The following is a 13399-nucleotide window of genomic DNA, read 5'->3' on the forward strand; positions in this document are numbered from 1 at the left end:
AAGTATTACTATAATATAAAATGTTGTAATATTTACAACATTATTAAATTTTATTTTAAATTAACAATAGGTGTAAAAATGGTTACTTATTCAGAATCCGGTGTTGATATTGATCTTGAAGCAGTTACTGTTTCAAAACTAGCTGATAAACTTAAATCAACATTATCATGTAGAGATATAATAACAGATAGCGGCCATTATGCTGCTTTAGTCAAATTAGGCGATAAAGCTATTGCAATGAGTACTGATGGTGTCGGAAGTAAAATTTTAATTGCAGAAATGATGAATAAATACGATACTGTAGGTATTGACTGTATTGCAATGGTTGTAAATGACATTTTATGTGTCGGTGCAGAACCTATAGCTTTAGTGGATTATCTTGCTGTTGAAAAACCTGACCCTGAAAGAGCTTCTGAAATTGCAGAAGGTCTTGTCAAAGGTGCTGAAGAATCAAAAATTGCAATCATCGGTGGTGAAACAGCATCACTTCCAGGAATTATTAAAGATTTTGACCTTGCAGGAACAGGTATTGGATTTGTCGATATTGATAAAATCATTACTGGCGAAAATATTCAACCTGGAAATGTTTTAATTGGTATTGAAAGTAATGGTATCCACTCTAACGGATATAGCCTAGCTAGAAAAGCATTGTTTGACGATGCAGGATTTAGTGTCGATGACAAAATGCCAAATGGAGAAACCACCATTGGTGAAGAGTTAATAAGACCAACTGAACTTTACGTTAAACCTATTGTAGCATTATTTGAAAAGGAATATAATATTAACGGACTTGCTCACATTACCGGAGGAGGTTTCACAAACCTCAGACGTTTGAAAAAAGGAGTAGGGTATGACATAACTGATCTTCCTGAAGTTCCGGAAATATTCAAATTAATATACCAACAAGATGTTGACATCAAAGAAATGTATAAAGTTTTCAATATGGGTGTCGGTTTTGTTGTAATATGTGATGAAAACGAAGCTGAAAAAATTATGAATACTTTAAAAGAATACTGTAATTGTCAAATTATCGGTAAAGTAACAGATGATGAAAAAATCACTGTTAAAGCTTTTGAAGGATCTGAAATTGAATACTGATTAATAATTAAGAAGGTGCGAATGAATGAAGATAATGAAAGATAAAGAAATAGCTCTTGTAAAAGAAATATTGAAAAAATTAGGAGCTAGCGAAGAAGACCAGGAATTAGTAGCGGAAGCTACAATTGATGCGGATTTAAAAGGATTTACCTCTCATGGTCTTGGTAGATTCCCACAATACTTAATTAGTATCGACGCAGGTACAATTAATTTAAAAGACAATATTACAATCGAAAAAGAAACCCCCGCTATTGCATTAATCAATGGAAATAGTGGATTTGGTCAGGCTGTTTCATACAAAGCAATGCAAATTGCTATTAAAAAAGCAAAAGAAGTGGGTATTGGATGTGTGGGAGTTCACAATTCAAATCACTTTGGAGTAACAGGATTTTACTCTGATTTAGCATTAAGAGAAAATTGTATAGGACTCGTTTTAGCAAATACTGACCCTGCTATTGCTCCATTAGGAGGAAGCGAACCATTAATCGGAACCAATCCTATTGCGTTAGGTATTCCATCAGAAACTTATATTACTGTAGATATGGCAACATCAGTTACTGCCCGTGGAAAAATTATTGAATCAAAAAGAAAAGGTTTAGATTTACCTGACGGATGGGCATTAGATAAAGATGGAAATCCAACCAATGATCCTGAAGCAGCATTAGAAGGTTCAATTTTACCATTTGGTGGTTTTAAAGGATATGCCCTTTCAGCATTAATTGAAATTTTAACTGGTCCGTTAGTACAGGCAGGATATGGTCATGGAGTAACAGGAACTGCATCTCCATCTAAAGACTGTACTAAAGGAGATTTATATGTTGTAATTGATCCATCCAAATTTGGAGATTTCGGTGAATTTGTAGAACATACTGAAGACTTCGTTTCACAAATCAGAGCTACCGGAGAAAATGTTGCAATTCCAGGAGATTTGGAAGTTAAAAGAATTGCTGAAGCCGAAGCAAATGGAATTCAAATTGATGAAAAATTATACGAGCAATTAAAAGAAATCTGTAACGATTTGGATATCGATATAGATTCCTACATGGAAGAATAATTATTATTCTTCTATACCCTATTTTTTTAATTATTTTATTGTAAATTATATTCAAATTTAACATATTTATTCTAAAGATAATGTTAAATAGAACAAAACTTTATAAGTAAATAACAACTTAAATTATTATACTAGAAAATTTAACCATTTTTAAAAAAAATTTTCTTTTTATAAAGGAGGAATAAAAGTTATGAAACTTAAAAACTCTTATATCTTATTAATAGTAATGTCAATATTCCTATTGATAAGTATTGGATCTGTTTGTGCTAGCGATGCTGCAATGGATGCAGATATCCTATCAGCTGATGACGGATCTGTTGATGTCCTTTCAGACAATGGTACAAATGAAGGCGCATCACCAAAAGCTACAAGTGTAGTTTCTAATGATGTAACAATCAACGAAAAAGAAACTGCGAAAATTCCAGTAACTGTAAAAGACAATGAATCTCAGACTGTAAATATTAAAACCGGAGATTTGAATGTTACTGAAGGAAGTAAAGTTATAAAATTTAATTATGCTAATGACAGTGTCATTTTAACTGAAAATTTAACTGCTGGAAATCACAGCATAATAATTAAATTTTTAGGTAATGCAAATTACACAAGTTCACAAACTACAATGAAATTATCAGTAATTGGTGAAAAAATTATTGATGCAGCTAATGCTAATGTAAATTCAACTAAAAAAGCAGTAGTACCTATCAAAATAACTGATGGCGTTACTGTATATGACATAGACAAAGATAAAATATCTTTGGTTGCATCATATAAAGACGGAAATAATACAATTACTAAAGCGATAGATAATTTTGAACTTATTAATAAAGCACTACACTTTGACTATCCTTTTGATGTTACAGGTAATTTAACAATAAATTATGCTGAAAATAAAACATTGACTAAAACTATTACAATCAATAGAATTTACAATGTTAAAATTATTGTATTAAATAAAGAAACAGATTATTCTGTAGGCAATCTTACATTCCAAATTTTTGATATTGATAATAACCTTGCAGTTTTACCAAATAAAACTATTTCAGTATCAGGAATGAAAAATACAACCCAACTCACTTGGATTACCCGTAATAGTGGCGGAAGTATGAGTATCAGTACTAACAAAGAATTTACAAGTGATAAAAATGGTATCGTCACAATCCCAAATGAGGATTTCTATCCTGGATACATCTTTGCTAACTACGTATATTGTCCTGCAGGAACTTATTCATTAACATTAACAGGTTCTAAAGACGTTAAAGGAACTAATAAAACAGATATTATTATTAACAAAGCATCAATAAACATTGTTATCAATCCATACAAAGAACATTACGGATCAACCAAACAAGTAGTTATTGATGTAACAAATGCTAAAACTGGAGATGGAATGTCCGGAGTTATTCTCCATTTATACATGGCAAATACTACTGCAAAAGATTATTATTTCCAAACTGACGATAATGGAACCAGTAAAATTAATGTATCCGGTTTAGTACCAGGAGATTATGCTTTAACAGTTAGTAACAATGATACTACTGACATTAACAAAAAAAGCGTTGATGGAAAAATAACCATTTTACCAACTGAGGTTAAAATGACAGTAAATGTCCCATCATCCATCTATTACAATACTGGAAATACTGCCACAATAAAGATTACCAACAAAAAAACTGGTGAAATTGTTCCTAATGCAATTGTTTTAGTTACAATTCAGACTGGAAGCAAAAAACAGAATTACCTTTATCAAGCAAATGCAAAAGGTGTTATAACTGTTAATTATGCTCCGGCAGCAGTTGGAAGTCATAAAATAATTGTACAAATGGCAGATACAAGATATGATGCAGCTAAAGTATCAAAATCATATACTGTTAAAAAAGCTAGTGGAAAAATTTCAGCTCCTAAAGTAACTACATACTACAAAGCTGGAAAATCATTCGTCATACGCTTATATAACACTAAAAATAAAAAACCGATTTATGCTGCTAAGCTTAATGTGAAAATATTCATCTCAAGCAGCAGATATTACAATTACAACGGTCAAACCGGATTAGACGGTAAATTAAGAATTTCACTTGATACATTTAACCCAGGAACTTACAAAGTCGTAGTTTCCCAAGGTGAAAAGAAAAACTTTACCGCTAAACAGGTTACTTCCCAATTTGTGATTAAAAAGACTACAGCAAAATTAACTCCTGCGAAAGTAACTGCTAAAAAAGGTGCAAGCAAATACTTTAAAGTTACTGTTAAAAACACCAAAACCAAAAAAGTTGTTTCATCAGGAGTTAAAATAAAAATGAAAGTTTACACAGGTAAGTCTTATAAAACTTACACTGCAAAAACCAATTCAAAAGGAATTGCACAATTAAATGTAAAATCCTTAAAAGTCGGAACTCACAAAGTTATTGTAAGCTCTGGAGATAAATACGTATCAGCTAAATCTGCTACATCAAGCATAAAAATAACAAAATAAGAGAATTTATTTTCTCTTAATCTTTTTCTTTTTTATATTTCGCATAAAAACCATCAGTATCCGCATATATTGCATAAAAACCGTATTCTTCTGCTTTTTTTATTGATGATTTAATATATTGTCTTCCCCAAGAAGTAATTGCTTTTGCACATTCAAAAGAATACCATCTGAAACGTGGGAAACCATAAATACCATACATGGTATTTGCAAGCCTTTTGATAGCTTGTTGCTGAACATCTAAAGCTTTCTTTTGTTGTGGATCGTCTGATGCCTTCATTTCACGTTTAATTCTAAAACGTTCCTGTAAAATCTTGTCAATAACAGAAGGAATGAACCCCTGTGGTGATTTTTTAAATTTAATTCCATGTTCCGGTGAAATATTGTACTCCTCTTCATTTTCAACATCACCCAGCACCATTACATCAGGAGATATGTTTTTTGAAATGATTATACTAGGATATAGGCTTCTAAAGTCGAACTGTACTAAATTTTCATGAAGGCCTGTTTCAGGTTCTCTTACATAACCCCCTTCATTGTCTTCGGCATTAGCCCTGTCTGCAAAATTAGACCCCTGTTTGTTTGGTACAACTTCATCATCAAAGTAAGCCTGCTTAACTAAAAACCATTCTGCCTGTTGGCCTGTAGCCATACGAGATACGTCAAATAAAGGTTGACCAATAATACGGGTAAGTTCTAAATTAAGAGGTAATGTCTGTTCAGCAATTTTTAAAGTGGAAATTACATCATCAAGAGAATAATCAAAGAGATTGTCTAGCTCTTCACCGCCATTGTCCCAGAATTCAAAAATTTGCTCACCAGGAACATCTATCTTTTCTTCACCAAACAGTTCATAATATACTCTTTCCAATGTATATCTTTCAAGTGACATGTATCTTCTCATTACAAGATACAAATCTACATGGATTAATCCTTTAAGAGAAGCAGCATTGGCATATCCTCTTCTGATATATTTAACGTCAGATTCATCCATTCCAATATCCAAATCCACACCCAATAATTTTGCACGGTCTTTCAGATATGGGAAATCAAAGTTATCAGAGTTGTATCCTACAAGAATGTCAATATTATTGTCTTTGATAATTTTGACAAACTCCTGAATCATCTCTCTTTCAGATGAAACCTGATTTACAAAGTCATCACGGTTTTCGGAATTGGTTTTTGTTGAAATGACCTGATTTATTCCGAAATTGCTTGCCACACCTATCATAATGATTTCATCCTCTTCAGAGTTTGGCATGCCGTGAGGGTTTCTAACCTCCAAATCGAAACTTAAAATTCTGAACTTTTGAGGATTATCTTCAACACGTTTTAAATCTTCTGTAAGTTTGATAATTGTTATATCCTGATTTTTGGAATCCAATTTTAAAAAGGAATCAACTTCCTCTCCAACAGCAACCACTTCAGTCATTGGAATTACATCACGGTCCATCAGATATCTTCTATAAAATGGAATGTCAAATTCCCTTATTTGAATAACGTTTTCCAAATCCCTGAGATTATCCCTGTTTTTTGCAAGTTCCTGAGGATGTTTGAAAGTTACCTTTACAAATTCATTTTCAATCTGGAAATCCTTTTTAATTACTTTTTCTGCTTTAACGTCATCCAGATTTTCCTCAATCTCTTTAATACACTCTTCAATGTTATCTGATACAACATATAAATATGGTTCGAATGTATCATCAAGGAGTATGACATTTTTATCACCATCTTTTGAAAATAATCTGATTACAGGCTTATCTTCGAATGTTACATAATCAATATCTAAAATAACAACATTTCTCTGCATTTACTCCTCTCCAAGAAGATATTCTTTTCTATAATTATCTAAAACAGTATAGGTTATTCCTAAAATTAAAGGACCAACAATAAAACCTACAATTCCATAGACCAAAGGACCTGACAAGAATCCTATTAACAGTATTAAAGGATGAATTTCAGCATAATGACTTGACAGGGCAGGCCTTATATACATATCAACTGTGCTTAGGAAGAATCCGAATAACAGCACAACGATTGCCCTTGGATAATTGCCCGAGAAGATATCCATAAAAAACAATGCCCAGTAAATAGGCCACGGTCCGAATATTGGAATCAGCTGCAGAATTCCAGTCAATACACCTAAAAATATTCCAAACGGATAGCCTAAAAGACTATAACCTATTGCTCCAAAAATACCTATGATTACAGAGGTCAGGACATGCCCGTAAAAAATGCTTCTTAAAACATCCTTTACCGATTCAACAGTATTGTCAAAAAATTTCTTGGAATCATCAGGAACAAAGTCTCTTACAAAACTTAAGCATTTATCTCCATCTCTGACAAAATAAAATACTGAACATACCAAAATAAACAAGTCCAAGCTGAGATTAAAGAATTTGCTTAAGAAAGTAACTGCATATTGCAGAACATATTTTCCTATTTCGTTTAATGAAGAATTGATTGAGGAATTGATAGATCCCATATCTATAGGCAATTGTGAAATAAATTTATCAATGTCGGCATAATAGTTATTTGCCATCATTGATGTGATTACAGATGAAAGTTCATAAGAAACGTAAGCTACAAGCAGTATTAACGGCACCAATACAACAATCATTGCCAATATAATAGAAACTGATGAAAATTTTAATTTTGATTGAATTTTACGGGCTACCGGTTTAACCAAGTAAGATAGGATAGCCCCTAAAAGAATCATGTTTAAAACAGGGAATATGAACATTAATGAAACTACCAATAAAAAAATCACCAGCAGAATCGGCGGATTTAAGTAATTTTTAATGTCAACTCCCATAATATCATCCTATTCAGTATTTTACGCCTGAAGCATCCCTTCTGTATTTTCCGAATTCTGAAATTTTATAAATCTTTTCATTTTCAAAAACAGGACCTTCCACACATATTCTCCAACCTTCATCATCAACACAACATTGACCACACACTCCAAGAGCGCATTTCATGTATCTTTCAAGAGAATATTGGGCAGGTATTGAAGCATCTTCAAGAATATTAAAGATACCTTTCATCATTATCTCAGGACCGCAAACAAATGCATAATCATAAGTCGAATCTTCAAGTAAAGTTATAGTACAATCAGTTGCAAATCCTTTAAATCCAAAACTTCCATCATCAGTACATGGATGAATGGTAGCTCCCAATTTTTCCAAATAATCAATGAACAGCAATTCGTCTTTTGTCACTGCAGCTGCAACAACATCAACATTATTGTTTTTATTCAATAAATCTGAAGTAATTGATGCAATAGGAGCCATTCCAACTCCTCCACCAATAGCCAAAATATTTTTGCCTTCAAATGAATTATTGAAACCATTACCGTAACTACCTCTTACTCCTATCTGATCGCCGACATTGAGGTCATGGAGTTGAGAAGTAAATTCACCGATATTTTTAACGCTGATGGCCAGTTCATTATCATTTATCTGAGAGATTGACATCGGTTTTTCATTTCTAAAGTTCCAAACCATTACAAACTCACCAGGATTAGGGCGTCCTAATGATTTCATGTCCCAATCAAATTTAAAAGTCTTAATTGTAGGAGTCTCTTCAATAATTTCTTTTATTTCAACTATTTTCGGTTCGTTAATCATTTTTACAACTCCCTGTGAGCCAAACCTACCATTTCATCAATGGAGGAATACCCTTTTTCACTCATGAATTTTTCCAGTCCTTCATTTATTTTGCCAAATACTTCCACACCTTCATCCATAATGGCAGTTCCTATCTGGACAGCTCTTGCACCGGCAAAAATAAATTCCACAACATCTTCAAATGTATATATCCCGCCAACACCAATCAACGGAATATCAACCGCTTCATAAACAGAATAAACATTGCTGATTGCAATCGGTTTTATTGCGCGGCCACTCATTCCTCCGGACTTGTGGAATAAGACAGGTCTTGCAGCGTCAATGTTAATTTTCATTCCAGGACCTAATGTGTTAATGAGAGATATTACATCAGCACCAGCATCCTCACAGGTTTTGGCAATTTCAGTAATGTCTGTAACATTAGGAGTTAATTTGGCAATGATTGGAACATCTGCAGCATCTTTTGCCGCTGAAACAATTGTGTGACTTAAATTACAGTCCTGACCAATAGAGGCTCCAAAACCTTCCATTGCATGAGGACAGGATATATTCAGTTCAATCATGTCAACATACTCCTGAACATCACCAACCAATTTTGAAAATTCATCAGGTGTAGCTCCATAAATAGAAGCAATAACAACATTGTTTTGCCTTTCAATTCTTTTTAATTCTTCTTTAAAATTATCTACACCCGGATTTGAAAGTCCGATTGCATTTAAAATACCTCCTTCAACTGCAACAGTTGTTGGATTTGGATAACCCGGATGAGGATTTAGGGAAAAAGATTTGGTTACTACCCCTCCTGCACCTGACTTTAAAATCCAATTCATGGATGAAGCATTACTTCCCATAATACCTGCAGCCAACATTAAAGGATTTCTAAATTCTACCCCGCAAATATTTGTGTTTAACATAATATCAACTTTGTAATTAATTATTTAATTAGTTTTTGTTAATTTATCAATGATTTCTTGATATTTTTCATTTTGCAATTTTAAACTGATAACATTTGTTTTATTTGATTTGATGATTTCTTCTTTGGATTTGATTAGATTGGAAATTTCTTCATCCTGTTTTTGAATAATAGCATCCTTTTGCTCAAGTAAACTTTCATATGTTTTAGTGATTTTTCTAAGTTGAACTTCCAAGTTTTCAGTGTTTGCATTCAGCTGCTGCTTATAATCATCAATTAATGACCTCAAATATCTTACCTGATCCTGTTTATCTTCAATAATTGAATCCTTTTCCTTCAGTTTATCTACCAAATCATCCAATTCTTTCATTGTGGCCTTGTCATAATCGATTTTAGTGTCAAGTTTATCTTCTAAATTTTTCTTTTCATATTTAAGCTTTGTAGAATATAACTTTAACTTGTTAATTTCTTCAGTCTTATCCTGAAGTTCCATTGTAAGTTCATCAATTTCTGCATTTTTAAGTTCAATTTCATTTTTTAAATCTCTAAAACTTTGTTTTGACATAATAACAATTCCAAAAAAATAGAAAAATCTATAAATTTAATTTAAATTTTGAATAAATTAAATCTTTTCATAATATTTATTAAAAATAAAAAAAATATTTAATTTCATGCGATGCTATATAACTTACTCTATTAAGGGATTTTTAGCTTTTAATAGTGAAAATGAACTAATTTGTGAAAAGTTATTTCCGGAAGATGAAATAATTGACAGATTAGGTCAGATTGCAGAAAAACAAGTGGTAGCTGAAGAACTTGAAATAATTGAAGAAGTTTCAAAAAAATATGATGAAGTAATAATTGAGTCAAATAAAAGATTATCCGATTATTCAAACGATAAAATTACCATTCAAAACCCGAATCAGGGCGGAGAATATTTAAGAAATAATTATGATAAATTTGATTTAAGCAATGAAGAGATTACCGATATTTACCAGAGATTAGCTATTTATAAGATTAAAAAAGAATCTGCAAGTGAAGACAAACATTTAATTCAAGCTATAAATTCCATTGATGAAATTGATGAAAGCATATCCAAACTGATTGAACGTGTTAGAGAATGGTATGCTCTGTACTTCCCCGAAATGGACGTGATTAGAAATAATGAGACATATATAAAATTAATTTCCCAAAATAAAACTAAAGAAAAGATTATGGAAGCTAAACCTGATGCATTCCCAGACAATGTCTTGGATTTGGAAGATGATATCAACCCGTTAGATTTGGAAATAATGAATAAATATGCAAATTCCATTTTTGAGCTTCAAAAAACAAGAAAGGAAATAGAAGAATACATAGATAATAAAATGGAATCCATAGCTCCGAATTTAAGACTGCTTGTAGGATCATCACTTGGAGCCAAGTTAATTTCACATGCAGGCGGCCTGAAACGACTTGCAACTTACCCTTCAAGTACCGTTCAGATAATGGGTGCGGAAAAGGCATTATTCAGACATCTAAAAACTGGAGAAAGACCTCCAAAATACGGTTTGATATATCAGCACCCCCAAGTAAGAGGTGCAAAATGGTGGAATAGAGGTAAAATTGCCAGAATGCTAGCAAGCAAAATTTCACTAGCTGTGCGCAGAGACGTTTTTACAAAATCATTTGATGAAAATGCATTTAATGAATTTATCGAAAAAGTAGAAGAAATTGAAAAAAATAATCCTTTTCCAACTAAAACAACTAAAAAAAGAAAAGAAGAAAAAGGCAAAGTAAAAAATAAGAAAAGAAAAGGTAAAAAAAGAAAGAAAAGGAGATGAAACATGAATGTTTATTTTAAAGATGGTAATGTAGCTACCAAAAATTTAACTCCGGGCATCTCAGTTTATGGTGAAGAATTAATAAAAGAAGATGAGGAATACCGGATATGGAATCCTAAACGTTCCAAATTAGCAGCCGCCCTTTTAAATGGGCTGGAAAATTTGGAGATTTTAGACACTTCAAAAGTGCTATACTTAGGCGCATCAACCGGAACAACAGTTTCACATATTTCTGACATCACAATCAACGGAAGAATATACGCAGTTGAATTTTCACCAACAACAGCAAAAAAATTAGTCCGGCTTTCACGTCAAAGGCCCAATATTGCTCCAATTTTAGGAGATGCAACCAAACCCAAAGGATATTTAAATCTGGTTGAAAAAGCAGACCTAGTTTACTGTGATGTTGCTCAACCAACACAAAGTGAACTTTTCATGAAAAATATGAATTTATTTGCAAAGGATAAAGGTGTTGGCTTATTAATGATAAAAGCTAGAAGTATTGACGTGGTTCAAAAACCAAAAAAGATATTCAAAGAACAAGAGAAGAAACTGAAAGAAAAAGGTTTTAAGATTATTGAAAAAGTGAAACTAGAACCCTACGAAAAAGACCATATTGCATTGTTAGTAGAAAAAAATTTTTAAATGGATTTATCATCATAATTATTAAGAATAACAAATAAGATTAAGGAGGGATATCATGTTAAAAAATAAATACTTAATTACAATATTTCTAATATTTTTATTGTTTATTATCCCCTCAACAAGCGCAAGCAATAATAATACTGATTTAATTGAAATAGACAACGAAAACACAATTTCTAACAATAATCTTCTAAATGAAAAGATTGACAATGCCGGAGACGTTTTATCTGTTGACACACCACATAAAGAATTGACAGACAATGACCTTATAAATGATTCGAGCATTTACTTGACAAATGGAGAATATGACTATAAGCAGAAATACGAACACAGAAACATTACATTTATCGGCGAAGACACATCAAAAACCATTATCAATGGTAACGGAAGCACAATCCACATAACTGAATTTTTATCATTTAGCAACCTGACCTTGAAAAACATCAAAATCCAAGCTCCCGAAAACCTGACCGCAACAAATGTCATTTTCAGAGATTTCAAATACAAATATTCTGAAGACTTCCCAACAGGAATGATTTACAACGACTACTATGACAGCAGCAATATCAATCTGAGGAATTGTACATTTTACAATAACACCAATTTAGATGCAGGCATCTTAGAAGCATATTACAGCACAGTGAATATTAAAGACTCAAAAATCATTGACAACGAAAACGTCATGTCAGATGAGTATATAACTTATGGAATAATTTATGCCGAAAATTCAATCATCAACATTTCCAACTGTGAATTTATCAACAACAAAGTAGGATCTGTTTCAGGAGCAGTGATATGCGAAAAATCGCCAATCAATATAAAAGATTCCAAATTCGTGAACAATACCGCAAAAAGCACCCCATGTATTCGTTCAAATAAGGGTGACGTTTCAATTGAGGGTTGTGAATTCATTAACAATACAGGCACATCCTCATATGGGTCCGTCTATACACGGGGAGGGAATCTTTACATCTCCAATTGTGAATTTATAAACAATTCTGCCGGAAAAAGGGGAGGATCAATATATTCCGACCTTTCAAATTTCAATGTTGACAATTGTACATTTTATGATTCAAAAGCAAAGCAAACCGGAGGGTCCATTTATATCTCTAGTGGAAACAACAATATCAACGATTGTAAGTTTTATAATTCTCAATCCGATAGAGGAGGTGCAATATTTTTTGAAAATTTATTCAAGGATCCGTCTCAAATAAACATCACCTCAACTGAGTTTATCAATTGCTCTTCAACATCAAAAGGCGGAGCAATATACTGTAGTAATCTGACTATAACAAATTCATCAAGCCTAATTGGATCTTATTTCCACCAGGAAGGTAACTTAAAATTAATAAACTCATTACTTTCATTAAATACAGGTAATTTCGGATCTGCAACATATTTATCAAATATAGAAAATGTAGTGATTGAAAACAATACATTCAAGAACAATAATGCCAGCGGTTATGGTAGCGCAATTTATATCATTTCCAAATCAACTCAAGATTTTTCAAAAAATGATTATGAGAATAATTCAGCAAAAGACAATGAAACCATATATGTCAATTACATTTCATATAATCAGGATAATCTAATAATTATCAGCAGAAATTACACATTTTTCATAGGCAATTATACTGATACTGATTACATCCCTCATTATTACAATTTAGTTGACTTAAATCAGACCACTTCCGTTAAGGACCAGATGGATGAGGGTAACTGCTGGGCTTTTGCAGCAATTGGAGGATTGGAGTCAAATGTTTTAAAAGC

Annotated in this window: 11 protein-coding genes; 6 read left to right on the forward strand and 5 right to left on the reverse strand. The window is 32.3% G+C overall.

The window, feature by feature from the left end; genetic code table 11:
• The first annotated feature begins 78 nt into the window (after window positions 1–78).
• From purM to QZU75_RS08900, 3 genes are all read left to right on the forward strand, one after another.
• Window positions 79–1098 carry a phosphoribosylformylglycinamidine cyclo-ligase gene (purM, locus tag QZU75_RS08890; protein WP_296883126.1) on the forward strand — a complete coding sequence of 340 codons (1020 nt, stop codon included), beginning with the start codon at window positions 79–81 and terminating at the stop codon, window positions 1096–1098.
• A gap of 25 nt (window positions 1099–1123) precedes the next feature.
• A complete protein-coding gene (comC, locus tag QZU75_RS08895) occupies window positions 1124–2152 on the forward strand; it encodes an L-sulfolactate dehydrogenase (protein WP_296883127.1) in 1029 nt (342 codons plus the stop codon).
• A 190-nt stretch (window positions 2153–2342) separates the two neighbouring features.
• Window positions 2343–4622: a hypothetical protein gene (locus QZU75_RS08900; RefSeq protein WP_296883129.1), complete on the forward strand. Its 2280-nt coding sequence runs from the start codon at window positions 2343–2345 to the stop codon at window positions 4620–4622.
• Between the two features lie 16 nt (window positions 4623–4638).
• On the opposite strand, the gene QZU75_RS08905 is transcribed toward QZU75_RS08900, so the two are convergent.
• Genes QZU75_RS08905 through QZU75_RS08925 form a run of 5 tightly spaced genes read right to left on the reverse strand, consistent with a single transcriptional unit; the run spans window position 4639 to window position 9726 of the window.
• The gene (locus QZU75_RS08905; RefSeq protein WP_296883131.1) at window positions 4639–6429 is read right to left on the reverse strand and encodes a DNA-directed DNA polymerase; all 1791 of its coding nucleotides are present in this window, start codon (window positions 6427–6429) and stop codon (window positions 4639–4641) included.
• The gene (locus QZU75_RS08910) at window positions 6430–7434 is read right to left on the reverse strand and encodes an AI-2E family transporter (RefSeq protein ID WP_296883132.1); all 1005 of its coding nucleotides are present in this window, start codon (window positions 7432–7434) and stop codon (window positions 6430–6432) included.
• A gap of 13 nt (window positions 7435–7447) precedes the next feature.
• Complete coding sequence (locus QZU75_RS08915; RefSeq protein WP_296883133.1) at window positions 7448–8248, reverse strand: dihydroorotate dehydrogenase electron transfer subunit; 801 nt, start codon at window positions 8246–8248, stop codon at window positions 7448–7450.
• 2 nt (window positions 8249–8250) lie between these two features.
• Complete coding sequence (locus tag QZU75_RS08920) at window positions 8251–9162, reverse strand: dihydroorotate dehydrogenase (protein ID WP_296883134.1); 912 nt, start codon at window positions 9160–9162, stop codon at window positions 8251–8253.
• Between the two features lie 24 nt (window positions 9163–9186).
• Window positions 9187–9726, reverse strand: a complete 540-nt coding sequence (locus QZU75_RS08925) for a glycosyl transferase (RefSeq protein WP_296883135.1) — start codon at window positions 9724–9726, stop codon at window positions 9187–9189.
• A 106-nt stretch (window positions 9727–9832) separates the two neighbouring features.
• On the opposite strand from QZU75_RS08925, the gene QZU75_RS08930 reads away from it, so the two are divergent.
• The 3 genes from QZU75_RS08930 to QZU75_RS08940 all read left to right on the forward strand — a co-directional run.
• Window positions 9833–10984: an NOP5/NOP56 family protein gene (locus tag QZU75_RS08930; RefSeq protein ID WP_296883136.1), complete on the forward strand. Its 1152-nt coding sequence runs from the start codon at window positions 9833–9835 to the stop codon at window positions 10982–10984.
• Between the two features lie 3 nt (window positions 10985–10987).
• Entirely contained in the window at window positions 10988–11629 is a 642-nt protein-coding gene (locus tag QZU75_RS08935) for a fibrillarin-like rRNA/tRNA 2'-O-methyltransferase (protein WP_296883137.1), read from the forward strand.
• 55 nt (window positions 11630–11684) lie between these two features.
• Window positions 11685–13399: right-handed parallel beta-helix repeat-containing protein (locus tag QZU75_RS08940; RefSeq protein WP_296883138.1), on the forward strand; the 1715-nt coding region annotated here is incomplete at its 3' end.

Origin of the sequence: uncultured Methanobrevibacter sp., from assembly GCF_902764455.1 — an archaeon.
Lineage (GTDB): Archaea > Methanobacteriota > Methanobacteria > Methanobacteriales > Methanobacteriaceae > Methanocatella.

Coding starts and splice junctions, on each gene's coding strand:
- purM (WP_296883126.1), top strand. CDS start 79: ATGGTTACTTATTCAGAATCCGGTGTTGATATTGATCTTGAAGCAGTT.
- QZU75_RS08900 (WP_296883129.1), top strand. CDS start 2,343: ATGAAACTTAAAAACTCTTATATCTTATTAATAGTAATGTCAATATTC.
- QZU75_RS08910 (WP_296883132.1), bottom strand. CDS start 7,434: ATGGGAGTTGACATTAAAAATTACTTAAATCCGCCGATTCTGCTGGTG.
- QZU75_RS08905 (WP_296883131.1), bottom strand. CDS start 6,429: ATGCAGAGAAATGTTGTTATTTTAGATATTGATTATGTAACATTCGAA.
- comC (WP_296883127.1), top strand. CDS start 1,124: ATGAAGATAATGAAAGATAAAGAAATAGCTCTTGTAAAAGAAATATTG.
- QZU75_RS08925 (WP_296883135.1), bottom strand. CDS start 9,726: ATGTCAAAACAAAGTTTTAGAGATTTAAAAAATGAAATTGAACTTAAA.
- QZU75_RS08935 (WP_296883137.1), top strand. CDS start 10,988: ATGAATGTTTATTTTAAAGATGGTAATGTAGCTACCAAAAATTTAACT.
- QZU75_RS08915 (WP_296883133.1), bottom strand. CDS start 8,248: ATGATTAACGAACCGAAAATAGTTGAAATAAAAGAAATTATTGAAGAG.
- QZU75_RS08920 (WP_296883134.1), bottom strand. CDS start 9,162: ATGTTAAACACAAATATTTGCGGGGTAGAATTTAGAAATCCTTTAATG.
- QZU75_RS08930 (WP_296883136.1), top strand. CDS start 9,833: ATGCGATGCTATATAACTTACTCTATTAAGGGATTTTTAGCTTTTAAT.